At 60.9% G+C, this 22,278-nt stretch carries 23 protein-coding genes; 14 read left to right on the forward strand and 9 right to left on the reverse strand.

Translation table 11 applies throughout. The annotated features are described in order from the left end of the window. The first annotated feature begins 243 nt into the window (after nucleotides 1–243). From ACIK7D_RS13510 to ACIK7D_RS13535, 6 genes are all read left to right on the forward strand, one after another. Nucleotides 244–873 carry an NAD(P)H-dependent oxidoreductase gene (locus tag ACIK7D_RS13510; protein WP_127755859.1) on the forward strand — a complete coding sequence of 210 codons (630 nt, stop codon included), beginning with the start codon at nucleotides 244–246 and terminating at the stop codon, nucleotides 871–873. Next, complete coding sequence (locus ACIK7D_RS13515) at nucleotides 851–1,138, forward strand: hypothetical protein (protein WP_400156554.1); 288 nt, start codon at nucleotides 851–853, stop codon at nucleotides 1,136–1,138. The genes ACIK7D_RS13510 and ACIK7D_RS13515 overlap by 23 nt, the downstream gene beginning before the upstream one ends. A gap of 203 nt (nucleotides 1,139–1,341) precedes the next feature. Further along, nucleotides 1,342–2,382 carry a methionine ABC transporter ATP-binding protein gene (locus ACIK7D_RS13520; protein WP_127755861.1) on the forward strand — a complete coding sequence of 347 codons (1,041 nt, stop codon included), beginning with the start codon at nucleotides 1,342–1,344 and terminating at the stop codon, nucleotides 2,380–2,382. Further along, nucleotides 2,372–3,040, forward strand: a complete 669-nt coding sequence (locus ACIK7D_RS13525) for a methionine ABC transporter permease (RefSeq protein WP_127755862.1) — start codon at nucleotides 2,372–2,374, stop codon at nucleotides 3,038–3,040. The genes ACIK7D_RS13520 and ACIK7D_RS13525 overlap by 11 nt, the downstream gene beginning before the upstream one ends. Nucleotides 3,041–3,072: 32 nt before the next feature. Beyond that, nucleotides 3,073–3,852 (forward strand): MetQ/NlpA family ABC transporter substrate-binding protein, encoded by a 780-nt coding sequence (locus ACIK7D_RS13530; RefSeq protein ID WP_004433407.1) that lies wholly within the window; start codon nucleotides 3,073–3,075, stop codon nucleotides 3,850–3,852. Between the two features lie 195 nt (nucleotides 3,853–4,047). Next, nucleotides 4,048–6,291, forward strand: a complete 2,244-nt coding sequence (locus ACIK7D_RS13535; RefSeq protein WP_164865296.1) for an EAL domain-containing protein — start codon at nucleotides 4,048–4,050, stop codon at nucleotides 6,289–6,291. A 225-nt stretch (nucleotides 6,292–6,516) separates the two neighbouring features. Here the strand turns inward: ACIK7D_RS13535 and ACIK7D_RS13540 are convergent, their stop codons facing one another. From ACIK7D_RS13540 to ACIK7D_RS13550, 3 genes are all read right to left on the reverse strand, one after another. Then, nucleotides 6,517–7,461, reverse strand: a complete 945-nt coding sequence (locus ACIK7D_RS13540; RefSeq protein WP_400156555.1) for a rhodanese-related sulfurtransferase — start codon at nucleotides 7,459–7,461, stop codon at nucleotides 6,517–6,519. 292 nt (nucleotides 7,462–7,753) lie between these two features. Further along, nucleotides 7,754–8,662, reverse strand: a complete 909-nt coding sequence (locus ACIK7D_RS13545) for a CHAD domain-containing protein (protein WP_127755865.1) — start codon at nucleotides 8,660–8,662, stop codon at nucleotides 7,754–7,756. Continuing rightward, complete coding sequence (locus tag ACIK7D_RS13550) at nucleotides 8,646–9,134, reverse strand: CYTH domain-containing protein (RefSeq protein ID WP_065655372.1); 489 nt, start codon at nucleotides 9,132–9,134, stop codon at nucleotides 8,646–8,648. The genes ACIK7D_RS13545 and ACIK7D_RS13550 overlap by 17 nt, the downstream gene beginning before the upstream one ends. Before the next feature lie 171 nt (nucleotides 9,135–9,305). Here ACIK7D_RS13550 and ACIK7D_RS13555 point away from each other — a divergent pair, with 171 nt between their 5' ends. The 4 genes from ACIK7D_RS13555 (at nucleotide 9,306) to ACIK7D_RS13570 (ending at nucleotide 11,950) form a co-directional block, all read left to right on the forward strand. Next, nucleotides 9,306–9,944 (forward strand): 2-dehydro-3-deoxy-phosphogluconate aldolase, encoded by a 639-nt coding sequence (locus ACIK7D_RS13555; protein ID WP_077984065.1) that lies wholly within the window; start codon nucleotides 9,306–9,308, stop codon nucleotides 9,942–9,944. A 108-nt stretch (nucleotides 9,945–10,052) separates the two neighbouring features. Beyond that, nucleotides 10,053–10,748, forward strand: a complete 696-nt coding sequence (locus ACIK7D_RS13560; RefSeq protein WP_004445183.1) for a tellurite resistance TerB family protein — start codon at nucleotides 10,053–10,055, stop codon at nucleotides 10,746–10,748. A 283-nt stretch (nucleotides 10,749–11,031) separates the two neighbouring features. Beyond that, nucleotides 11,032–11,718: a GNAT family N-acetyltransferase gene (locus ACIK7D_RS13565; protein WP_127755866.1), complete on the forward strand. Its 687-nt coding sequence runs from the start codon at nucleotides 11,032–11,034 to the stop codon at nucleotides 11,716–11,718. Beyond that, a complete protein-coding gene (locus ACIK7D_RS13570; RefSeq protein ID WP_127755867.1) occupies nucleotides 11,711–11,950 on the forward strand; it encodes a hypothetical protein in 240 nt (79 codons plus the stop codon). Before ACIK7D_RS13565 ends, ACIK7D_RS13570 begins: the two co-directional genes overlap by 8 nt. Here ACIK7D_RS13570 and ACIK7D_RS13575 read toward each other — a convergent pair. From ACIK7D_RS13575 to ACIK7D_RS13585, 3 genes are all read right to left on the reverse strand, one after another. Then, nucleotides 11,947–12,996: a nickel/cobalt transporter gene (locus ACIK7D_RS13575; RefSeq protein WP_137453974.1), complete on the reverse strand. Its 1,050-nt coding sequence runs from the start codon at nucleotides 12,994–12,996 to the stop codon at nucleotides 11,947–11,949. The genes ACIK7D_RS13570 and ACIK7D_RS13575 overlap by 4 nt on opposite strands. Then, nucleotides 12,990–13,631, reverse strand: a complete 642-nt coding sequence (locus tag ACIK7D_RS13580) for a DUF1007 family protein (protein WP_164865297.1) — start codon at nucleotides 13,629–13,631, stop codon at nucleotides 12,990–12,992. Before ACIK7D_RS13580 ends, ACIK7D_RS13575 begins: the two co-directional genes overlap by 7 nt. 107 nt (nucleotides 13,632–13,738) lie before the next feature. Beyond that, a complete protein-coding gene (locus ACIK7D_RS13585; protein WP_127755870.1) occupies nucleotides 13,739–14,917 on the reverse strand; it encodes a hypothetical protein in 1,179 nt (392 codons plus the stop codon). 270 nt (nucleotides 14,918–15,187) lie between these two features. Here ACIK7D_RS13585 and ACIK7D_RS13590 point away from each other — a divergent pair, with 270 nt between their 5' ends. The 3 genes from ACIK7D_RS13590 to ACIK7D_RS13600 all read left to right on the forward strand — a co-directional run bounded on the left by ACIK7D_RS13590 (nucleotide 15,188) and on the right by ACIK7D_RS13600 (nucleotide 18,055). Continuing rightward, entirely contained in the window at nucleotides 15,188–15,475 is a 288-nt protein-coding gene (locus tag ACIK7D_RS13590; protein WP_004433441.1) for a hypothetical protein, read from the forward strand. Nucleotides 15,476–16,020: 545 nt separating this feature from the next. Then, nucleotides 16,021–16,668, forward strand: a complete 648-nt coding sequence (locus ACIK7D_RS13595) for an outer membrane protein (protein WP_127755871.1) — start codon at nucleotides 16,021–16,023, stop codon at nucleotides 16,666–16,668. A gap of 205 nt (nucleotides 16,669–16,873) precedes the next feature. Beyond that, a complete protein-coding gene (locus ACIK7D_RS13600) occupies nucleotides 16,874–18,055 on the forward strand; it encodes an MFS transporter (protein WP_127755872.1) in 1,182 nt (393 codons plus the stop codon). Between the two features lie 234 nt (nucleotides 18,056–18,289). Here ACIK7D_RS13600 and ACIK7D_RS13605 read toward each other — a convergent pair whose 3' ends face one another. The 3 genes from ACIK7D_RS13605 to ACIK7D_RS13615 all read right to left on the reverse strand — a co-directional run bounded on the left by ACIK7D_RS13605 (nucleotide 18,290) and on the right by ACIK7D_RS13615 (nucleotide 21,605). Then, nucleotides 18,290–19,282 carry a WD40 repeat domain-containing protein gene (locus tag ACIK7D_RS13605; protein ID WP_127755873.1) on the reverse strand — a complete coding sequence of 331 codons (993 nt, stop codon included), beginning with the start codon at nucleotides 19,280–19,282 and terminating at the stop codon, nucleotides 18,290–18,292. Between the two features lie 281 nt (nucleotides 19,283–19,563). Further along, the gene (locus ACIK7D_RS13610; protein ID WP_127755874.1) at nucleotides 19,564–20,691 is read right to left on the reverse strand and encodes a GTP-binding protein; all 1,128 of its coding nucleotides are present in this window, start codon (nucleotides 20,689–20,691) and stop codon (nucleotides 19,564–19,566) included. 113 nt (nucleotides 20,692–20,804) lie between these two features. Next, entirely contained in the window at nucleotides 20,805–21,605 is an 801-nt protein-coding gene (locus ACIK7D_RS13615; protein ID WP_127755875.1) for a creatininase family protein, read from the reverse strand. A 79-nt stretch (nucleotides 21,606–21,684) separates the two neighbouring features. On the opposite strand from ACIK7D_RS13615, the gene ACIK7D_RS13620 reads away from it, so the two are divergent. Further along, entirely contained in the window at nucleotides 21,685–22,194 is a 510-nt protein-coding gene (locus ACIK7D_RS13620; protein WP_400156556.1) for a MarR family winged helix-turn-helix transcriptional regulator, read from the forward strand. Nucleotides 22,195–22,278 lie beyond the last annotated feature (84 nt).

The raw sequence follows: 22,278 nt of genomic DNA on the forward strand, positions 1-22,278 counted from the left end.
GTTCCAAGGATCTGCTCTCTGCTTATTCAACGTGATTAGATCCTCGGTTGAGACGATGCAGGGCGGTCACGCAATAAAGTTCTTTCCACTTATTATCAGTTTTCCAAACTTTTTTATCGGTTACCCCGCGGTGCCTGCTTGCACGCGCCGTCCCGCCTCCTATGTCAGACGGGCTACGAAGGCGTAGCACCCGTTCTGGCGTCCAAGGGGCAGGGCGGGTTGGTCCTCCCAGGGAAAACGAACATGCTTATCGAAAAACTCAACTGGCGTTACGCCACCAAGAAAATGGATCCTTCCAAGGCCGTGTCGGAAGACAAGGTCGAGCGCATTGTCGAGGCGGCGCGGCTTGCCCCCACCTCCAGCGGTCTTCAGCCCTTCGAGGTGATCGTCGTCACCGATCCCGAAGTGCGCGCCAAAATCCGCGAAATCGCCTGGAACCAGGCGCAGGTGACAGACGGCTCGCATCTGCTGGTGTTTGCGGCATGGGACAACTACACCGAAGAGCGGATCAACCATATGTTCGATCTGGTCAACGAAGAACGCGGCATCAAGAATGAAGGCTGGGAAGCCTATCGCCAGATGCTGCTTTCCACTTATCCGCAGCGCGATCAGCAGGTGAATTTCGAGCACGCCGCCCGTCAGGCCTATATCGGCTTCGGTATGGCCGTGGCCCAGGCTGCCTTTGAGGGTGTGGATTCGACTCCGATGGAAGGTTTCGATCCTGCCAAGCTCGATGAAATCCTCGGCCTGCGTGAAAAGGGCCTGCGCTCCGTCACCATCCTGCCGCTCGGTTATCGCCAGCCGGAAGGCGACTGGCTGGTGAGCCTGAAGAAGGTGCGCCGCCCGGCCGATGAATTCGTCAGCCGCGTCTGATTTTACGCCGCTCGCAAAAGCTAAAGCATTTCCAGGAAAAGTGGAATCCGGTTTTCCGTCCGGAAATGCGGCACACAAAGAGCTGGAGCATTTTCGCGATTCGAAGAACGCGAAAATGCTCCGGACTGCCGCAGGGCTGCATACGCGGCTTTGCGGTAGATTTTTTCTCTCTTTTCAGATAATTGAAAAAACATCCCTGTTAAAAGGTGGCGTGTGCGGGCAAGTATGCGCCATCGAATTGCCGATCCCCGGCATTTCTGAGTGAAAGCCTGACGAAATGACCCGGAAAATCAGCTGTCATCGAATGTGCCCGAAGGCTGCATGAAGAGAGCGGTTCAGCACCGCAACAGGATTTTTTGAGACCCGATCCGTCACGCATTCCCAGAGTTTACAATGAGTTTTCCATCCAGCGCGGCATCCCCCGCGCGCCAAGAACAGGCGGTCCCTGAAGGGTCGGCAAAGGAGCCTATGGTCACGTTTGAAGGCGTGACCAAGACCTTTGGCGGCACGGGCGGCAAGCCGGGCTTCGCAGCCCTTGCCGGTATCGACTATGTCGTGCCGAAAGGCTCCATCACCGGCATCATCGGCCGCTCCGGTGCGGGCAAGTCCACGCTCATCCGCCTCGCCAACGGCCTTGAAAAGCCCTCGACCGGCCGCGTGGTCGTCGATGGCGTCGATGTCGCAGCGCTCGATGAGAAGAGCCTGCGCACGCTGCGCCGTTCCGTCGGCATGATCTTCCAGCACTTCAATCTGTTGTCCTCGCGCACCGCTTTCGACAATGTGGCCCTGCCGCTCGAAATCGCCGGCATGGGCAAGAAGGAGATCGAAACGCGGGTCGCGCCGCTGCTCGATCTCGTCGGCCTTTCGGACAAGGCGAAGCGTTATCCGGCGGAACTCTCCGGCGGCCAGAAGCAGCGTGTCGGCATTGCCCGCGCGCTCGCCACCCAGCCGAAGCTGCTCCTTTCCGACGAGGCGACATCCGCGCTCGATCCGGAAACGACGCAATCCATTCTCGAACTGCTGAAGCGCATCAATGCCGAGCTGGGGCTCACCGTGCTGCTCATCACCCACGAGATGGAGGTGGTGAAGACCATCGCCTCGCAGGTGGCTGTCATCGACAGGGGCCTGATCGTCGAGGAAGGCACGACCTTCGATATCTTCACCGCGCCGAAACACGAGACGACCCGCAGCCTGCTGTCGTCCTCGGTCGGCGTGAAGCTGCCGCACTGGGTCACTTCGGGCCTGAAACCGCAGGCGACGGAAGGCGACCGTGTTCTGGTGCGTCTGGTGTTCTTCGGCGAGACGGCCTTCCAGCCGCTGACGGCGCGCCTCGTCGCCGAAATCGGCCCGGACGTGAACATCCTTGCCGGCACCATCGAGGAAATTTCCGGCCAGCCCTTCGGCTCGCTGGTCGTCTCCTATCCGGCTTCGGCGGATGTCACCGCCCGCGCCAATCGCTTTTATGCTGAGACCGGTCTTCACACGGAGGTGCTCGGTTATGTCGCCTGATATGCTGTTCAGCCTTCTTTCCAAGGGCCTGTTGCAGACGCTGCACATGGTCGCCGTTGCCGGCATCGTCGGCTCGCTGATCGGCGTGCCCATGGGTGTTTTCCTTGCCACCAGCGGCAAGGGCGAGCTGTTTCCGGCGCCGATTACCAACCGGATTCTCGGCCTCGTCGTGAATGCCGCGCGCTCCACGCCCTTCATCATTCTGGTGGTGGCGATCATTCCTTTCACCCGCCTCGTCGCCGGCACCTCCATCGGCACCAGCGCGGCCATCGTGCCGCTGACGGTCGCGACCGTGCCCTTCATCGCAAGGCTGGTGGAAGCGGCGATCCGCGAGGTGGACAAGGGCCTGATCGAGGCCGCCCGTGCCATGGGCGCCACGCCGCTGCAGATCGTGACCAAGGTGCTTCTGGCCGAGGCGAAGCCCGGCATCACGCTGGCGCTCACGCTCACGCTGGTCAGCCTCATCGGTTATTCGGCCATGGTCGGCGCGGTCGGCGGCGGCGGGCTGGGCGATCTCGGCATCCGCTACGGTTACCAGCGCTTCATGCCGGATGTGATGCTGGTCGTGGTTCTGGTGCTCATCGTGCTGGTGCAGCTGGTGCAGAGCGCCGGCGACAGGCTGGCCCGCAGCTTCGACAAGCGGACCCGGAAGAATTAACTGCGTTTATAATAACAACCCAAGGAGACACCATGAAGAAACTCATTCTCGCGGCCTCGCTCGCCGCTCTCTTCACCGCCGGTCAGGCGCTGGCAGAGACGATCAAGATCGGCGTAACCCCCGCCGAACACGCGCAGATCATGGAGCAGGTGAAGAAGATCGCGGCCGCCAAGGGTCTCGATATCGATATCGTCGAATTCTCCGACTATGTCGTGCCGAACCAGGCGCTGGCCGATGGCGAGCTGCAGGCCAACTCCTTCCAGCACCAGCCTTACCTCGACAACCAGATCGCTGACCGCAAGTTCGATCTCGTCAGCGTCGGCACCACCATCACCACCCCGATGGGCGTTTATTCGAAGAAGGTGAAGAACCTCGACGAGTTGAAGGACGGCGCAACCGTCGGCATTCCGAACGACCCGACCAATGGCGGCCGCGCGCTGCTGGTTCTCGCTTCCAAGGGCGTGCTCAAGGTCAAGGAAGAGGCCGGCCTCAAGGTAACGCCTGCCGACATCACCGAAAACCCGAAGAACATCCAGATCGTCGAACTCGACGCCGCCCAGCTGCCGCGCTCGCTTGACGATACCGACGCTTCGGTCATCAACACCAACTATGCGACGGCTGCCGGCCTGAACCCGAAGAAGGACGCCATCGCCATCGAAAGCGAAAAGTCCCCTTACGCGAACGTCATCGCCGTTCGTGCGCAGGACAAGGACAAGCCATGGGTGAAGACGCTGGTTGAATCCTACCAGAGCCCGGAAGTGAAGGCATTCATTCTGGAAAAGTACAACGGCACGGTCATCCCGTCCTGGTAAGCCGCTCCGGCACTGAAAAGTCACGACCTCTCCCGTTCGCGGGGGAGGTTTTTCTTTTGAAGGCGTGTGCAAATCCACCTTCCATGAAAAACCCCGTGCATTTCAGGGAAGGATTTTTCAGCGCCTCCGCCAGACTGTCGTTTTATACCCGTAGTTTTTTGGGGCGGGGCCACAATGCGGCTTAACCGCTTTTGAATGTTTCCTTCGGAAGATGATGCTTTCGAAGGGGATTTTATGCGGATTGCGCCGCGCAACATTGGGGACTATTTGCCGGTCGGGCGCAGAACCGCCGTGGGCGTTGTCTTGTCCACCTTCGCGCTGGTGCTTCTCATCGTCACCGCGCTGGTTTTATCCGCCTTGAGCCAGGTCCGGGAAAAGGCCAACCTGCTCGACAATGCCCGTTCGCGCGAGACGACGGCGGGCGCCCTCGTCACCTTTCGCGAACAGCTCGGCGCGACGCTGAACGACTACGCCGCCTGGGACGACGCCGCCGAATATGTCTATGCTCCTGATCGTTTCGACTGGGTGGCGAGCAATTATGGCGAGATGACGGTCAATAACGATCTCTTCGATACGGCCGTGGTCATCGATGAGGACGGCAAGGTCCGCATGGCCTATCAGGACGGCAAGCCGGTGGCATGGAAGCCGGACGCCTATTTTGCCGGCGGCCTGAGGGAAATGATCGAGCGCGTGCGTTCCATGCGTCCGGGCATCACCTCGCAGATGACCGGCTTCGTCAAGACCGGCGATGGTATCGCCGCCGCGGGGGTTGCGCTCGTGCGGATGAAGTCCGGGGCGCTGCCGCCGGTCGGTGCGGAGCGGCGTTACCTGGTTTTCGCCCGTCATCTCAAGCAGGCGACGGTGGACAAGCTTGCCCGCAATTACGTCATCGACGGTCTGGAACTGCAATATGGCGACGGGCTTGCCGCCAACCATGTGGATATCGTCAATCCGCTGGGGGAGGTGCTGGCCCGGCTCGTCTGGCGCTCGCACCTGCCGGGAGACATCAGCTTTCATGAGGCTCGGCCGGTCGTCTTTACCGCGCTTGGCATTGCCGGCACGTTTTTTCTGGTGCTGCTCATCATCGGTTCGGCCACGCTCGACCGCCTGAAGGCGGATGAGGCGGCGGCGCGGGAGGAGGCGCTGCGCGACCGGCTGAGCGGGCTCAGCAACCGCGCCGGGCTTTTCGCCAGGCTTAACCGCATGGTCGACAGGGGCCGCCATGACAAGACGGATATCAAGCTGCTCTATCTCGATCTCGACGGTTTCAAGGAAATCAACGATTCCTACGGCCACGCCGCCGGCGACCGGCTGATCAAGGGCGTGGCCGCGGCGCTCAGGGTGCTGGTGCCGGAAGGCGCGGTGCTGGCGCGGCTCGGCGGCGACGAATTCGCCATCGCCATTCAGGGCAACGACGTCTGGGCCGAAGGCCGCAAACTGTGTCTGGCGCTTCTCGAACTCTTTACCGAGCCTTTCAGCATCGGTGAAAGGGTGGCGAGCATCGGTTGCAGCATCGGCACCTCGGTTTCCCGTGCCGGCGACATAAATGGCGAGGAGCTGCTGCGGCGTGCCGATATGGCCATGTATCAGGCCAAGGAGAACGGGCGCGGGCGTTACGTTTCCTATGAGCTGAAGATGGATGCGCTGCGCGAGGAAAAGCTGCAGCTCGAAGCCGATCTTCGCTCCGCAATTCTGAACGACGAAATACAGGTGGTCTATCAGCCGGTCGTCAGCGCCGCCACGCGCTGTATTACCGGGGTGGAGGCGCTGGCCCGCTGGCAGCGGCCGGGATATGGCTTCGTCCCGCCGGATATCTTCATCGCCGCTGCCGAAACCAGCGGCCTTATCGACCGGCTCGGCCTTCTCGTCCTGCACAAGGCCTGCGAGACGGCGCAGCAATGGCCGTCCATCAAGCTCTCGGTGAATATCTCTCCCGTGCAGTTCCGCAATCCGGCCTTTTCCGGCCATGTGGCCGATATTCTCGACGCGACGCAGACGCCGCCCGAAAGGCTGCGGCTGGAAATGACGGAAGGTTATTTCATCCAGCATCCGGAACGGGCGAGTGCGGCCATCGACAAGCTGAAACAGCTTGGCCTGCATATAGCGCTCGACGATTTCGGCGCCGGCTTCGCCAGCGTCGGTTATCTGCGCCGCTTCGGTTTCGACCGCATGAAGATCGACCGTTCGCTGATCATGGCGCTCGACAAGGGCGGCCGGTCGCTGGAAATGCTGCAGGCCACCGTGGCGTTGGCAAAGTCGCTCGATATTCCGGTGACGGCCGAAGGCGTGGAGACGGAAGAGCAGGCGGCCATCCTGCATCTGTGCGGCTGCGATGAATTGCAGGGTTACCTGTTCTCGAAACCGGTCGCGGCGGAAGAGATCACCGCCATGCTGGACGGGCAGGATGCGCCGCTTTTTGCGTTGCGGGCAGGGGCGTGAGGCTGATTACTTCCACCCATTCTTGATCACCTGAAGGTGCGGCCCATTTCTTCTCCCCGCCGGGGAGAAGGTGGCCCGAAGGGTCGGATGAGGGGGCCACGCTGCCGGATTTCGGAGAGCTTGCCCCCTCATCCCGCTGCCGCCGACTTCTCCCCGGCGGAGAGAAGAAATACGCGGGAGCCGCTCAATCGAAATCCTACTCTGAATGCCGATAGCCGACCCGGCTTACCGCCCCAGATGCCGTTCGCCGCGCTTCTTTGCCAGTTCGATCTGCTGCTGCCGGTCGCGGAAGCGCTGGCGGTCCTCTTCGCTGCGGTCTTCGTAGCAGCTCGGGCAGGACACGCCTTCCTCGAATTTGGGGGACAGGCGCACTTCCGGCGTGATCGGGTTGCGGCAGGCGTGGCAGAGCTGGTGGTCGCCTTCGGCAAGGCCGTGCACCACCGAGACGCGCTCATCGAACACGAAGCAGGCGCCTTCCCACAGGCTCTCTTCTTCCGGCACTTCTTCCAGATATTTCAGGATGCCGCCCTTGAGGTGATAGACCTCGTCGAAACCCTGTTCCTTCATGAAGGCGGTGGCCTTTTCGCAGCGAATGCCGCCGGTGCAATACATGGCGATCTTCGGCTTGTTGTGCAGGCCGGGATTGTTCTTCACCCAGTCGGGAAACTCGCGGAAGGTTTTCGTCTGCGGATCGACCGCGCCCTTGAAGATACCGATGGCGGTCTCGTAATCGTTGCGGGTGTCGATGACGATCGTATCCGGATCGGAGATCAGCTCGTCCCAGTCGCGCGCCTCGACATAGGTGCCGACGATGCGGTTCGGATCGATATCCGGCACGCCCATGGTGACGATCTCTTTCTTGAGCTTCACCTTCAGCCGCACGAAAGGCATGTGCGAAGCGCGGCTTTCCTTGTGCTCCAGTGCCGCAAATTCCGGCTGGGCGCGCAGAAAGGAGAGCACGGCGTGAATACCCGCATCCGGCCCGGCAATGGTGCCGTTGATGCCTTCGGCGGCAAGCAGCAGCGTGCCCTTGACGCCGTTTTCCTGGCAGAGCGCGAATAACGGCTCGCGCAGGCTCTCGAACCGCGGCAGGCGGGCGAAATGATAAAGCGCGGCCACAAGGAAATCACCAGAGACTTCCGGGCGGGGGAGAATGGTCGTGTCGGTCATGGGCGCTGAAATACAGCGACGGCGGCCGCAAAGCAATATTTATCAGCGGTTCCGGGTATTTTGAAAATCGTCAAATCGGGAGGGTTTGCGGGCTTCCTGTCACTCCTGCTGCCGTGTGCAGGCAACAGGGTGTTGCATTGCCGCCTCCGTCATTCCGGCCTTGAGCCGGAATCCAGCCGACGCGCGTCTGCGCGGCGGGATGAGTCTTTTCAGCCCAAGGACTTGGGCTGGCTGGATTCCGGCTCAAGGCCGGAATGACGGAGGTGGGTGAGCGCCGAAAGTGGCGTTTGGCCTACTTGGCCGCCTGCCGCCACAACAGGCCGACGATGCGGCTTTCGGTGCGGGCGGACTCGGAAAACACCTCGTTCGCCAGCGCAAGGCCTTCCGTGCGCAACGCCTGCTGCCGCTCGATGATGGCATCGAGCAGCAGGGCCAGCCGCTCGCCATTGCCGAAACGGTCCGGCTCGCGGTCGGCGACGGCGGCGAGGACCGAGAGATCGTGCTCGTGGCCGAGAATATCCACCAGCCGCTTGGTATCGGCCCGCTTGGCGCGCATGGCGGAGGGCCAGAGCCGGCGCATCAGGCCAAGATGCATCCAATAGGCCTGCCCGGACTTGCGCAATTCATGGAAATGCTCGACGTCGGCCTGCTCGTGGCAATCGGTGAGCGCCTTGCGCGCCCTTTTTCGCTGTTTCGCCCAGGCGCTTCTGAGCAGCCGGGCGGTGTCTTTCAAAGCATCCGGTAGCGACAGGTCCTCAAGCTTCCTGCGCGCTTCCCCGCAGCCGGCAATGGCGGCGGCAATGGCCTCGTCGAGACCCGCCTCATGTTCTATCGCGTCGTCGCGGCGCGCGCGCAGCATCGCGGTGATCGACCGCAGCGCTTCGCCCTGCGCGTCCGAGCGGGCGAAGGCCTCGAGATATTCCGCCGTCTCCACCAGCGCCGTGGCGTCCCGCGCAAAGGCGAGGGAGCGGGCGATATCGCGAATACGGGCGTTTTCCTCGCGGCCGAAATCCGGCGCCGCCTTGCGGATGAGGCGATAGAGGGCGCGCAGCCGCTTGAACCGCTTGCGGGCGTCGTGCACGGCCTCGTGCGATCCGGACGGCTGGTCGCGAAGGATCGTGACCGTATCGTCGATCAGCTCCAGCCCGGCCCGACGGATTTCGTTATCGAAGGGCTTTTTCGGATCAATTCTGAAGGGCATCCGGCAAGTCTCCGTTCGGACAGTCCATGGCGAGCGACTGGTTGGAGAAGCGCTTGTCTCCGGTGACTTCCCGGCCCAGCCAGGACGGCAGATCGGGATCCGCATTCTCGTCGTTCATTTCCACTTCCGCCACCACCAGCCCGTGATATTTCCCTTCGAAAACATCCACTTCCCAGGTGAAGCCGCCATGATCGACGGTGTGACGGGTTTTTTCGATCACCACGCCCGGTGCGCTCGCCATCAGCTCCTCGGCGTCCTTGAGGGGTATGGAATATTCATATTCGTCGCGGACAAGCGCGCTCGCGCCGATCTTGATGGTCAGGGTCGCATCGCGCTGGTCGACGATCCTGACGCGGACCGAGCGGTTTTCCATCGAGGCGACATATGCCTGCCGGAAAGCCATGCTATGCGTGACCTCATTGCGCCATTCACCGCCTGCAACAAGAAACTTCCGTTCAATTTCCTTGGCCATGCTGTCTCCGCAAACTGGGGCGCCAGATTATCGCAATATGATAGTGTGATGAAGCGAATTGATTGAAGTATCTGGATAAAAATGCGGCTGGCGCGCCTCGACATGAAAGCCGAGGCAGGCTAATCGGTAGACGGAATTTCAATCGTTTCAATTGCGCAAGGGAGGCTCATCTTGGCCCAGGACTCCGAAAAACTGCTCTCCATCCTCAAGCTCCAGCCGGTCGTGCCGGTGCTGATCGTGGATGATGCCGCTTCCGCCGTGCCGCTTGCGCGCGCTTTGGTCGCAGGCGGCCTGAAGGCGATCGAGATCACCATGCGCACACCGGCGGCGCTCGATGCCATCCGCGCGGTTGCGGCGGAAGTGGAGGGCGCGAATGTCGGCGCCGGCACCATTCTCAACGCCAAGGATTTCGAAGCGGCGGCGGAAGCCGGCTCCACCTTCATCGTCAGCCCCGGCATCAATAAAAGCGTGCTGGAAGCCGCGCGCGGTTCCAAAGTGCCGCTGCTTCCGGGTGCGGCCACCGCAAGCGAAGTCATGGCGCTGCGCGACGAGGGTTACAAGGTGCTGAAGTTCTTCCCCGCTGAACAGGCTGGCGGCGCGCCTTATCTCAAGGCGCTGTCCTCGCCGCTCGCCGGCACGGTCTTCTGCCCGACCGGCAGCGTGTCGCTCAAGAACGCCAATGACTATCTCTCCCTGCCGAACGTCGTCTGCGTCGGCGGTTCCTGGGTTGCCCCGCGCGAACTGGTAGCGACGGGTGACTGGGCGGGCATCACCAGGCTCGCCGCCGAAGCCGCCGCACTGCGCGCCTGATTTGCATTCTGTCAAACCCGTTCACGAAGGCGTGAGCGGGTTTGACATTTGTATTCGGCCCACGGCTTCCTATCTCCCCTGTAGATTTGACCTCTACAGGAGATTTTGATGTTCGACGCCAAGAAGCTTCTTGAACAATTCCTCGGCTCGCAGGTGCCGGGCCTTTCGGGAAGCGTCCGTGACAGAGCCGGGCAGGCCGCCGATATCGCCAAGAATAATCCGCTCAAGGCCGGCGCGCTCGCCGCCGCCATTCTGGGCACCAAGACCGGCCGCAAGCTCGCCGGCAATGTCGCCACCATTGGCGGTGTCGCCGCCATCGCCGGTCTCGGTTACCTCGCCTACAAGAATTACAAGTCCGGCCAGGCGCCTGAAGCCGCGCCGAAACCCGAGCCGGAGCTTCTCGCCCCGCCCGCCGATTCCGCCTTCCATCCGCAATCGCCAGCCCTTTCCAACGATTTTGCGCTGAAGCTCATCCAGGCGATGATCGCCGCCGCCAAGGCGGACGGTCATATCGATGAGAAGGAGCGCGCCAACATCATGGACAAGGTGCAGGTCTCCGGCCTCGATAGCGAAGCCGAGCGTTTCCTCGAAAAGGAACTGGCCGATCCGCTCGACATCGATGCGCTGGTGGCTGCCGCCCGCACGGAAGAGCAGAAGGTGGAGCTTTACACCGCCTCGCGGCTTGCCATCGAGGCGGATACGCGGGCGGAGCGGGGCTATCTCGACCTTCTGGCCGGGCGGCTTGGGCTGCCGGATGCGCTGGTCGACCATATCGAGGCGACGGTGGTGGCGGCGAAGGTTTGAGGTAGGCGTTTAGCCTCGGCGGGTGTGGCTCACCCCCCTCTGCCCTGCCGGGCATCTCCCCCTCAAGGGAGGAGATCGACGCGAGGCGACCTCTTGGCCATCTCCAACGTTGCGAGTGAGCGAGCGTTTCCTTCTGGCCGATCTCCCCCCTTGAGGGGGAGATGCCCGGCAGGGCAGAGGGGGGTGAGCCACACCCGCCAGGGCCACCGCATCCCACCCCACATGCACTGTTGTCATCCCGCCCCGCTTGCCCTAATCCTTCTCCCAGCAAATGGGGAAGAGAATGCGCGATCTGAGTGATTTCAAGGGATGTCCGCCGCCGCAGCCGGTGGTGTTGAAGGGCCGTTACGTGACGGCGGAGCCGTTCGATCGCGAAAAACATCTTGCGAGGCTCTGGGCCGCACTTGGCGGTGAGGGCGTGAATGCGCTGCTCAAATATTTCCCGCAAAATGCCTTTCCCGATGCCGACGCCTTTGGCGACTGGCTCATCGGCGCGGGGCAGAAGCTCAACTGGGTCACGCTGGTCTTCGTTGAAAACGCCACCGGCGATATCGTCGGCATGGCGAGCTATATGCGGCCCGATCCCGCCAATGGCGTGGTCGAGGTGGGCTCCGTCGCCCATGGCGCGAAGATGAAGCGCTCGCCTCTTTCCACCGAGGCGCATTACCTGATGGCGAAACATGTTTTCGAGGATCTGGGGTATCGCCGTTACGAGTGGAAATGCCACAATGAAAACGAGCCCTCCAAGATAACGGCGAAGCGTTACGGCTTCACCTTCGAGGGCATCTTCCGCCAGCATATGATCTCGAAGGGGCAAAATCGCGATACGGCGTGGTTTTCCATGATCGACGGCGAATGGCCGTTGATCGGCAAGGCCTTCGAAGCCTGGCTTGCGCCGGAGAATTTTGCGGCCGATGGCGCGCAGAAGCGCAAGCTTGAGGATATCCGTGCGGAGTTTGCCGATGTCTGAAAACCCGGCGCCTGAAAAGCCGAGCCCCGGCAAGAAGGATTGGTCGCCGGCCATCGCCGCCGCCCTCATCATCGTCGGTTTCGGGCTGGTCTTCTTCGTCATGCCGAAGATCATGCTGTGGCTCGGCGATTATTCGCCCTGGCTCGCCGCTGCCTTCGGCACGGTGGCGGTGCTGTGTTTCTTCCTGCTGTTCTGGCTGCGCGCCCGTTACCAGCGTCGCCGTGACGGTTAGAGCTGAAGCGACGCGCCGAGCAGCAACAGCCCCATGATGAGCACGAACAGCGCACCGGCGATCTCTATCGCATGGCTGATGCCGGCTGCCCTGCGGCTGCCGGGGCCGGCGAAACGCACGGCGAGGCCCTTTGCCGAGACGGCCATGATGGCGAGCAGCGATACCGTTATCGCCGTGCCGAGCGACATGGCGAGGACGGAGAGCACGCCGCCGAGATAAAGCCCGTTCAGAAGCGCGAAGCTCATGACGATGATCGCGCCCGAGCAGGGCCTGAGCCCGACCGCGATGATGGCTGACCATGCCTCATGCAGGCTGAAGTTCTTTCCCTTCAGCAGCATCGGATCCGGCGCATGGGATTTGCCGCAGGCGGCGCAGAGATCGCCTGTGCCGTCATGGTCGTGATCGGCAAAAACCGGCTTGCCCTGAAACCGGAGGCCAGTGCCCATGCCGGTGGTTCTGCCGGCCGAGGTTTCACCTGCCGCCGCGAAAACCGCGACAGGTTCGCGCCGGATGCGCAGTGACCAGAGTTTTCGCACCAGCAGCCAGGCGCCGAACAGCGCCACCATGGCGAAGCTGGCGATCTCCATCGCCTGCGTGGCCTTCGTCATGGTGATGGAGGTGCCGCGCAGCACCAGCCAGGCCGCACCGACGAGGCCGACGGCGACCGCACCCTGAATGAGCGCCGAGACGAAAGAAATGAGAATGCCGCGTTTCAGCTGCGTTTCATTGGCGATCATGTAGGACGAAATGACCGCCTTGCCGTGGCCGGGGCCGGCGGCGTGGAAAACGCCATAAGCAAAGGAGAGGCCGATCAGCGAGCTGAGCGCCCAGCCATCCTCACGCATGGCCTTCAGCGCGCCGGTCAGCGCACGGTAGAACATCTGCTGGTGCACGTTGATCCATTGCATCAGCGGCGCGAAGGGGCCGCCGACGGAAAAGGAAGGTTCGGCCGATCCGATGCCGAGCGGCGATTGCGCATGGGCCGCACCGGCCACTGCAATGAGGCCGATGGCGACGGCGAAGAGGCCGGCCCTGCGGCTCAGCATGAGACCTCCAGCCGGGTGGCGAAGAGCTTGGTCATGTCGGTGCCGGTCGGATCGTTGAAGAAGGCGTCGGTGAGCGTGCCCTGGTTCTGCGAGATCACCTCGTCGGGATCGGGACGGACGACATGATGCTTGCAGGCATTCAGATCCTTGCCCTGCGTGGCGATATCGCCATCCTTGGCGAAATCGATCGCCGTATACATGGTCGGATCCCAGGCGCCGAAGCTGAGCTTGCCCTTGACGGCCAGAGGCTTGGCCGGCTTCACGGAGAAGAACATCAGGATCTGCTGATCCTTATAGTCCACGTGAATGGCCTCGGGCTTGGAAAATTCCACCGGTTTTCCATTGGCGGTGATGAAGGTGTAGTAGGAATATTCGGCGAGCGATTCCAGGACGGTATTGCCGATTTCGGCCAGCTCGTCCTTGTCGAGCTTCAGATCGCTGTTCTTGTCGTAATCCATCACCACGCTTGCCGAGAACATCTCGTCGAAACGCCAGATATTGCGCACTTCCTGAACGGTGCCGTTCGGCCCCTCGACGATTTCCATGCGGGCTTCGGCAAAGATATGCGGATGCGCCGCCGCGGCGACGGGAACGCAGGCAAGGCCGGCCGCGAGGAGCAAAAAGCGTCTGTTCATTATCCGGTCTGTCCTGCCTTCGAATCTGGAAGGTCTGACTCTAGCAGAAATTGGGACCGAATTTCGACCTGATGCGGCTGATCCTTCGCGCGGGCTGACGTTAAATTTCAGAAGGTGCCGCTGAAACGCGAGGTGATGCTGGAGCCGCTATAGGCAAGATCGGTATCGCGCTCGCCATGCAGCAGGCGGTTGAACTCCACTTCCAGCTTGCTGTTCTTGCCGGTATCGAAGGAAAGCGTCGCGACCAGCCGGCGCTCGCTGGTATCGTAATTATAATAGATCCAGTCCTTGTGGACCCGGTGCAGCGCAAGATCGAGCCCCACCTTTTCGGTGAGCCTGCTTTTCATGACGAATTGAAAGCGGCGATGGAATTCGGCAATCGGGTCATCCGGGTCGAAAAGCGCATAGTCCTGCGAAAAGCCCGCGCCGAAGGCGATGCGCTCGGTGGCTTTCACCTCGGCCTCGGCCCGCAGATAGGGGCGGGTGCGCTTTACCTTGTCGCTGATCTCATCGCCGGAAATGGATGTGAAGCCCGCTTCGGCCAGAACCGCGAAACGGTCGGAGAACCTGTAACCATAGGCCAGAGAACCTCGCAGCGTGTTCGCCGGGAAACGTTCATATTTTTCCTGCTGTCCCTCAGGCACGGCGATGCGGTCGTAAGCAAGCGTCAGCCCGGCCTCGCCGCCACCGAGCGATCGTGCATGTTCGGCCTTCAGCGATAAAAGCGCCTCGTTCGCTTCCAGTCGGGTGGGCAGGAAATAGGCCGGGCGGAACCGCGCCTTGCCTTTCATCAGGCTGGCGAGGCTTGCCGTCAGCGTGTTCTTGCCGCCAAGGGCGAGGATGCCGAGCTGGGAAGACGCCTCCAGCTTGTGATCCAGCTGCCGGTAACCAATGTCTTCTTCCGGCAGGTGCAGGAAAATATCGCCGGCATCGCTGCGGGTGCCGCGCAGCTCAAGGGCCCATTCCAGCTTTTCGGAAAATCGTTTCGTCAGCCCCAGTGCCGCGATGGTGTTATGTTCATCGGCGAAACGATAGCGGGGCAGGCGAACCTCTTCCTGCTCGAGCGAATAGCGCAGCTCAGCCCCCTCCAGCGCGATCTTGCCATTGAGCCCGAAGCCGGCGCGCAGCGAAATCGCGCTCAGCCGGTTGGTGTCGGCGAAATAATTGCTGTCATAAGCAATGCCGGATTTATAGGTGACATTGTGTTCATCGGCCTTTTCCCCCGCCCGCGCGCCGTAGGCGCAGGCAAGCCCGAGAACAAGCGCGATATATCCCCCCACCCGCATGCGCATCTCCGGTCCCTAATTAAGCAATATCTTATATTTGGATGGTTAATAAAGTTTCCCGCGCCGCTTTACTGTTGCGGCACAGGTGCTGACCGACATTGTTTGAGCAAGGGGCGGGAGCGCGAAGTCGCGATATGTAAAATTTGATTAAAATGACAAGTATTAGTGTTAATCGTTTATTGTAATATTAGCCTTTGCTTGAATTAGAATCCTCTAAATATACAGTTCAGTTACGCCAGATGGCGTGATCAAACAAAAGAGGAGAGAGAAATGATTGCAAAGTTCGCTTGTGTAGCCGCTATTCTTACTGTCGCTTCCGTTGGTCAGGCCAATGCGGGCGGTCTTCTGGGAGGCATCCTGTCCGGCAACAGCAACAAGGGCGGCGCCCTTGTCGTCGTCTCGCCGAGCATCGATCTCGGTGTCAGCGGCATCCTGTCCAATAACGGGATTCTGAATGGCAACAAGACCGGCATCCTGAACGGTGTGCTGAACGGCAACAAGACGTCCGTCGATGTCATCGACAACAAGAATGACGGCGGCAAAAAGCGCCGCCACTAACCGAAACGTGGAACGGGATGGCGAAACCATCGGGCTTTTCTCCATCCCGCTCCAACGCAACAGCTCGAAAATCATCAGGGATTTTCGACGCAGACGATGCGCGCAGCGCATAAGCCGGCAATGACCCTCGAGTTGCGTGTGTTTGACGCATGGCGTTTCCGGCAAGAACAAACGGCGCATCGCATGACTGGAAGAGGGCCTCGCGGCCCTCTTTTTTTGTCCGCGTCGCCGATGTGAACGACGCGCACAGAAGTGCGGGATGGCCACTACTCGTGGTGGTCTTTGTGATGCGGTTGGAGCCGTTTTTACGTTGCGGCGGCCGACTTGTGAATATCCGCGTTAATTCTAATTTATATTTGGTAAATATTGCAGATATTAATCGAAATACGTTTCATGACGGCTATTTTATCTGCGCTATTTACGCGATTTTAACCACGATGTTCTTCAATCTACGGGTGCGTTAACCCCGTCACGACACTGCGCTTCTGGTCGCGAAATACTCGCAGCCCGCAGGTGACGGGATGTTATTTTCAAGGAGCTATCGCATGTTGAAACAATCACTTCTCGCGCTCGGCCTGCTCGGTGTTTTCTCCGGTGTGGCCGTTGCCGCCGATGCCGTCAGCGAGATTCCGTCCGCGCCGGTCGTCAACGACGTTGCGCCTGCCTTTTCCTGGGATGGTGTTTATGTCGGTGCGTCTGCGGGTTACGGCTGGAACCGGGTTAAGTCGACCACTTTCGGCGTCACCACGGAGCATGAATTTGACGGCGGCCGTTTTTCCGGTTTCGCGGGTTATAATTTTGAAGTTGCCCCTTCCGTCATTCTCGGCGTCGAGGGCGATCTCGGTTACGCCTGGGGCGACAAGACCATTGTCACCAGCGAGGTTTCCGCAGGCCTGAACGGCTCCGCACGCCTGCGCGCCGGTTACGCCATCGACCGCGCGCTGATCTATACCGCCGCCGGCTACACTGCGACGGATAGCGAAGTCAAAGCGCCGTTCGGTGAGGACAGCAAGGTTCTGCACGGCTGGACGGTCGGTGCGGGTGTCGATTATGCCTTCACCAACAACCTGTTTGGGCGCGTCGAATATCGTTACAACGACTTCGGCAAGGAAACCTACCGTACCGGTCCGATCACCTCGACCGGCGATGTAAGCGAACACGTCGTCAAGGTTGGCCTCGGCGTAAAGTTCTGACGGTTATTCCGTTTTCGAAAAGGGGCGGCGCAGCGTTGCGACGCCCCGCGCGCCTGATGCGGCGATCCTTGCATCAATCCAGCGGACGTTCCGCCGAAGGCGAAAACGCACATTGCCTTTCAAGGCAGGCTTGAACAGCTGGCCGTTTTGGTGTGATTGTGGTCGCCGTCATCCCGTCCCGCCTCCCAGCCTTCAGTCGATTCCCATGCTACAGAAAAGCACTTTGCCGGGCGCTTTCGATCGTCAGGCCTATATGATCGCCCTGCTGGTTTTTATTGCCGGCAGCACCAATGCGGCCGTCGTGCCATTTATCGGTTTCTATATCATCCAGGTGCTTGGCCATCCGCCGGCAACAGTCGGTTTTTACAGCGTGACGGCGGCGCTGGCTTCGATTGCCGCCAGCCGTGTTTATGGCGAGCGCGTCGATGCCGGGGTAAGGGTGAGGCCGCTGTTGATACTTTCCGTGTGCGGCGCTTTTGTCGCGGCGGCTGCGGCGAGTTTCGGGCATCTGGCGCTGCTGGTGGCGATAACGGCGACCGGCATGGGGCTTTCCAATGCCGCCAGCACGCTCATTTTCAGTTACGGCCGGTATCATGGCCGGGTGAAGGCGCTGGATACGGCCGCCTATAATGCCTTCCTGCGGACGATGGTGTCGCTGGCATGGATGCTGATTCCCGCCGCCGCCTATCTGATCTTCGACCTTGCCGGCGCGAAGGCCGTGTTCGTGAATGCCATGCTGATGGCGGTCATCTGGGGCGGGCTTGCCCTTGCGGTCGTGCCGCGCGACCAGACCAGCCCAATGGAGCGGCGACAGGCGGGTGACGACGATACACGGCGCAACCTGCCGCTGCTTCTGGCGGCGGCCGCCAGCTTCTGCATGTCTTTTGCCCACGCTCTCTGCGCCTCGGCCCTGCCGGTGTTTCTGGTGCGGGAGGTCGGTCTGCCGGATTACGTGCCGGGCCTGTCGCTCAGCGTCAAATGCGCCATGGAGGTTCTGTTCATCCTGCTTGCGCCTCGAATGATGCGCCGCTTCAGCGCCCGCCTGCTTCTGGGCGTTTCAGCGATGATGGCCATCGTCGCCTTCAACGTCATAGCCTCCGTCACCACATTGCCGGCCATGATCGCGGGTGCGGCGCTGGAAGGCGCCTATTACGGCCTTTGCGCCGGCACTTGCCTTACCTTCGTGCAGGGATTTGCGCGCGGCCGCACGGCCCGGGCGACGGCGCTCTACATGAACTCCATCTTCCTTGCCGCGCTTTTTGCAGTGCCGCTGATGGGGTTCGTGTCGCAATATGCAAGTTTCGGCGTCTCGATCCGGCTCGCTTCGGTTGGCGCGGGCGCGGCCTTGCTGCTCCTGTTTCTGACGCGGCGGCAGGTGGGGGAGTAGGGTATTGCAGGGGGGCGGCAATCTTGCACAAGGGCTTGTCTGGCGGCGACATAGCGGACGACCCTCATTCCTGTTCCCCGGAACAAGCCCGAGGATGTCACAGGAATCCAGTCGACGCGCGTCTGTGCGGCGAAACGACTCCTTCCAGCCCAAGGACTTGGGCTGACTGGATTCCTGTGACAAGCACAGGAATGAGGGGAGTGCGGAGCGGCCTGTTACGCCCGCGACCATCCCTCAAGCCGAAATATCGATGATCCCGCAATCACCCGCTTCCGAAGCAAAGGCGAGCAGCTTGCCGGTGGCGCTCCAGTCCATGCCGGTGATGGCGCCCTTGCCGGGGCGGCGCAGCAGGGCTTCCTTGCCGTCAGCAAGGCGCACGCCGAGGATCATGCCGTCGATGAAGCCGATGGCGAGCACATCTTCCACAGGGTGGAAGGCGACATTGGTGACCATGATGTTGGCGCGGCTGCCGAGTTCTTCCGGGGCCTTGCCCATCGGGCCGTCCTTGCCGGCAAACGGCCAGACGATGGCGGCCGGCGCGCCGGAAGAAGCGAGCCATTTGCCCTTTGCCGACCAGGATACGGATTTGACCTTGGCGGGATAACCCGTCATGCGCATGTGGCGCGCTTCCATGCCGCCCTTGGTGGCTTCCATCTTCCAGCCGTGCAGGGCGTTTTCCTGCATGGTGGTGACGAGGAACTTGCCATCGGGCGAGAAGGTGACGCCGGTATGCGCGCCCTTCCATTCCAGATCGACCGGATCGCCGGCGGTCGCCACCCAGTGCAGCGTTACACCGTTATAACGGGCCACCGCAATGCGCAGGCCCTTGGGCGCGAAGGCGATGGCCTCCACCGTGCGCTCTTCCTTGAATTCCTTGATCGTGCCGTCCGACAGCCGCACGAAGCTGGATTTGCCGACGCCATAAGCGACAGCCTTCTGCGGCCCGCCGGCAACAACGCCCACCCATTTGCGCGGCACATTGGCGATTTCGCCGATGCTGCCGTCATGGCCGATGCGCAGCACACGTCCGTCCTCGCCGCCGGAAAGCAGGGTGGCGCTATAGGGATCGCGCACGCAGGTCAGAAGCCCGTCATGCGCCTCAGTCACCTTCTCGCCGCCATCCAGCCGGTGAATGGTGCCGGCGGCGGTGGCAAACAGGGGAATGTCGCCGAGAAAATGGGTCGAGACCACGTGGCCTTCGATATCAAGCGGGGCAACAGTCGGCATGGGGCATCGGTCTTTCGTATCTGTGTCGGATGGGGCGACGATGTCGACCCCGGCGGCAGGCATGGTTCTAAAGCATTTCCGGCAAAAGCGGAACCGCTTTACATCCCTTCAACCTCATTCCTGTGCTTGTCACAGGAATCCATCCGACGCGCGTCTGCGCGGCGGGGAGAGTCCTTTCAGCCCAAAGACTTGGGCTGGCTGGATCTCTGTGACAAGCACAGAGATGAGGGAAGATAACGGTCATACCCCGGCGTAAGGCCGGGGTGCCGGAGGGATGAGGATCAGGCCGTCGCGAGGCAGGCGTTGAAGCTATTTTCCAGCTTTTCGCGGTCAAGTTTGCGGCCGATGAAGACGAGGCGGCTTTCGCGTTTTTCGTCTTCCTTCCACGGGCGCTGGTGGTCGCCCTCGATGATCATGTGCACGCCCTGCACCACGTAACGTTCCGCATCGCCCTTGAAGGCGATGATGCCCTTGAGGCGCAGGATGTTCGGGCCGTCGGTCTGGGTGACCTTCTGGATCCACGGGAAGAACCGCTCGGGGTTCATCTCGCCGCCGCGCAGCGAGACCGATTGCACCGTCACATCATGGATCGGCGAAACCGCGCCATGGTGGTGGTGATCGTGGCCATGGTCGTGCCCATGGTCATGATCGTGATGATGATGCCCGTGATCGTGGTCATGGTCATGATGATGGTGGCCGTGATCGTGATTGTGGTCGCAATCAGGGCCGCAGACATGATCCTCATGGCCATGCTCGAGGAAATGCGGATCGTTTTCGAGCGCGCGTTCCAGATTGAAGGCGCCCTGATCGAGAACCCGGGCAAGATCGACGCCTGAACGCGTCGTCTTGTAGATGCGGGCGGAAGGATTGATGGCGCGCACGATATCCTCGATGCGGGCGACTTCCTCGGGCGAAACAAGATCGGTCTTGTTGACGACGACGACATCGGCAAAGGCGATCTGGTCTTCGGCCTCGCGGCTGTCCTTCAGGCGCAGCGGCAGGTGCTTGGCGTCCACGAGGGCAACGACGGCATCAAGCTCGGTCTTGGCGCGCACATCGTCATCCATGAAGAAGGTCTGGGCGACGGGAACGGGATCGGCAAGGCCTGTCGTCTCGACGATGATGCCGTCGAAACGGCCGGGCCGGCGCATCAGGCCTTCCACGACGCGGATCAGGTCGCCGCGCACCGTGCAGCACACGCAGCCATTGTTCATTTCGTAGATTTCTTCATCGGACTCGACGATCAGATCGTTGTCGATGCCGATCTCGCCGAATTCATTGACGATGACAGCGTATTTCTTGCCGTGGTTCTCGGAGAGAATGCGGTTGAGAAGCGTCGTTTTGCCGGCGCCGAGATATCCCGTCAGGACGGTGACTGGAATGGGCTTGGCTATAGCTGTTTCGGTCATGGAAAACCCCGCGTGGAGAGAGGCCGTCAGGCCTCAGGAAGATGTGTCGTCGTCCATATAGGCGCGACGTCCTGGCAGTTCAAAGAGATTTTGGCCGAATCCGGCCATGTCACTCAAATTTTGTTATGAAATAACGTTATGTCAAAAGCGTGGATATCTTCAAGCAGTTCGACAAGGCCTTTTACGGCATGGGAAATCAGCCTTTCGCCCTTTTCCGCGGTGGCGGCGGCGGCGTTTCCGGCAACGCCGTCGGGGTTCAGATCGCTCATCAGCCAGCCGAAGGCATGTGGGCCATAGGCGCGCAGGTGTTTGAAGCGGCTGGCGAAATCGCTCTGGCGGGAGGGAAAGTTTGCGGCCTTCTGCATCGCCACGCGTTCGGGGTGAAGCGCCAGCATGACCGATGTCTCGATATCGCCGCCATGAATGTCGACTGCCTTGTCCTCCGGCTTCACGATATCGGCCGGTACGCCGAAACGGGTCCAGCTTGTGGCGACCGCCAGCATGCCAAAACGGGCGCGGGCCTCGGTGGCAACGATGGTCATCAGCGGTGAATTGCCGCCATGGGCGTTCAGCATCACGAACTTGCGCACGCCCTTGTTATATTCCGCCTCGGCGATGCCGAGCCAGCGCTCGATGGCCTCATCGTAACGCAGGGTCTTCGTGCCCGGCACATTCATGTGTTCGATGGAATATCCGACCGGTTCCACCGGCAGGAAGGAAACGGGCAGGTGGGCGGGCAGGGCGGCGGCGAGACGGGCGGCGATGCCTTCGGCAATCAGCGTATCGGTCTCGAAGGGTAGGTGCGGCCCATGCTGTTCATGCGCGCCGAGCGGCAGCACGGAAATTGCACCTGTTGCGCGAAGATGCGGGTCTGTTACGTTTTCGTCGTGATAATGCGTGTATGAGTTTGGCATCTGGCAGTCCGCGCGTGCATTCGTTAAGGATTTCCAGCAACATATATCGGTTCCGCCACAGGGTAAAAGGCACTCGCATATGAGCAAGGACAAAACCGGGCATAAGGACAAAAGCGCCAAGAAGGAAAAGGGCGGCAAGAAGGTAAAGGACGCCAAAAAGAGGGATGAGAATTTCAACCCCGAGGAACTGGCGCAATCCATCACCCAGGCGGCCCGTTCCATGCGCACGGCGCTGAGCCACAGCCTTGCCGAAAGCGGGCTTTATGCGGGCCAAGACGGCGTTATCCTGGCGCTGGCGCAGGAAGGCAGCCTGACGCCGGGGCAGATCGCCCAGAAACTCGGCGTTAAGGCGCCCACCATGACGCGCACCATCGGCCGCATGGAAGCGCAGGGCTTCGTGGAGCGCAGCGGCGATGACGAGGATGGCCGCGTGACGCTGGTGAAGCTGACGGAAGCGGGTTTGAAAAGCGTCGAACACATCAATGTTTCCATCGACAATTGCGGCGCAAGAGCCGTCGAGGGGCTTTCGGCCAAGGATGTGCGCAATATCGTTAAACTCTTGAAGGCGATTGACGCCAATCTTCAATAATTTTTGCTGAAATTTTTAAAAGAACCATCTGTTTTGTGGGTATTCCTTAAACGGGTTGCGGATTTTGTTTAAATTGTTTAATTG

The organism is Agrobacterium sp. P15N1-A (genome assembly GCF_044626815.1).
GTDB lineage: Bacteria > Pseudomonadota > Alphaproteobacteria > Rhizobiales > Rhizobiaceae > Agrobacterium > Agrobacterium leguminum.

Bases quoted from the DNA above. Each gene is read 5' to 3' on its own strand.
- ACIK7D_RS13515 (WP_400156554.1), top strand. From the start codon at position 851: ATGAATTCGTCAGCCGCGTCTGATTTTACGCCGCTCGCAAAAGCTAAA.
- ACIK7D_RS13615 (WP_127755875.1), bottom strand. From the start codon at position 21,605: ATGCCAAACTCATACACGCATTATCACGACGAAAACGTAACAGACCCG.
- ACIK7D_RS13545 (WP_127755865.1), bottom strand. From the start codon at position 8,662: ATGCCCTTCAGAATTGATCCGAAAAAGCCCTTCGATAACGAAATCCGT.
- ACIK7D_RS13585 (WP_127755870.1), bottom strand. From the start codon at position 14,917: ATGCGGGTGGGGGGATATATCGCGCTTGTTCTCGGGCTTGCCTGCGCC.
- ACIK7D_RS13525 (WP_127755862.1), top strand. From the start codon at position 2,372: ATGTCGCCTGATATGCTGTTCAGCCTTCTTTCCAAGGGCCTGTTGCAG.
- ACIK7D_RS13580 (WP_164865297.1), bottom strand. From the start codon at position 13,631: ATGAACAGACGCTTTTTGCTCCTCGCGGCCGGCCTTGCCTGCGTTCCC.
- ACIK7D_RS13575 (WP_137453974.1), bottom strand. From the start codon at position 12,996: ATGCTGAGCCGCAGGGCCGGCCTCTTCGCCGTCGCCATCGGCCTCATT.
- ACIK7D_RS13610 (WP_127755874.1), bottom strand. From the start codon at position 20,691: ATGACCGAAACAGCTATAGCCAAGCCCATTCCAGTCACCGTCCTGACG.
- ACIK7D_RS13510 (WP_127755859.1), top strand. From the start codon at position 244: ATGCTTATCGAAAAACTCAACTGGCGTTACGCCACCAAGAAAATGGAT.
- ACIK7D_RS13535 (WP_164865296.1), top strand. From the start codon at position 4,048: ATGTTTCCTTCGGAAGATGATGCTTTCGAAGGGGATTTTATGCGGATT.
- ACIK7D_RS13520 (WP_127755861.1), top strand. From the start codon at position 1,342: ATGGTCACGTTTGAAGGCGTGACCAAGACCTTTGGCGGCACGGGCGGC.
- ACIK7D_RS13620 (WP_400156556.1), top strand. From the start codon at position 21,685: ATGAGCAAGGACAAAACCGGGCATAAGGACAAAAGCGCCAAGAAGGAA.
- ACIK7D_RS13530 (WP_004433407.1), top strand. From the start codon at position 3,073: ATGAAGAAACTCATTCTCGCGGCCTCGCTCGCCGCTCTCTTCACCGCC.
- ACIK7D_RS13565 (WP_127755866.1), top strand. From the start codon at position 11,032: ATGCGCGATCTGAGTGATTTCAAGGGATGTCCGCCGCCGCAGCCGGTG.
- ACIK7D_RS13590 (WP_004433441.1), top strand. From the start codon at position 15,188: ATGATTGCAAAGTTCGCTTGTGTAGCCGCTATTCTTACTGTCGCTTCC.
- ACIK7D_RS13550 (WP_065655372.1), bottom strand. From the start codon at position 9,134: ATGGCCAAGGAAATTGAACGGAAGTTTCTTGTTGCAGGCGGTGAATGG.
- ACIK7D_RS13540 (WP_400156555.1), bottom strand. From the start codon at position 7,461: ATGACCGACACGACCATTCTCCCCCGCCCGGAAGTCTCTGGTGATTTC.
- ACIK7D_RS13560 (WP_004445183.1), top strand. From the start codon at position 10,053: ATGTTCGACGCCAAGAAGCTTCTTGAACAATTCCTCGGCTCGCAGGTG.
- ACIK7D_RS13600 (WP_127755872.1), top strand. From the start codon at position 16,874: ATGCTACAGAAAAGCACTTTGCCGGGCGCTTTCGATCGTCAGGCCTAT.
- ACIK7D_RS13605 (WP_127755873.1), bottom strand. From the start codon at position 19,282: ATGCCGACTGTTGCCCCGCTTGATATCGAAGGCCACGTGGTCTCGACC.
- ACIK7D_RS13595 (WP_127755871.1), top strand. From the start codon at position 16,021: ATGTTGAAACAATCACTTCTCGCGCTCGGCCTGCTCGGTGTTTTCTCC.
- ACIK7D_RS13570 (WP_127755867.1), top strand. From the start codon at position 11,711: ATGTCTGAAAACCCGGCGCCTGAAAAGCCGAGCCCCGGCAAGAAGGAT.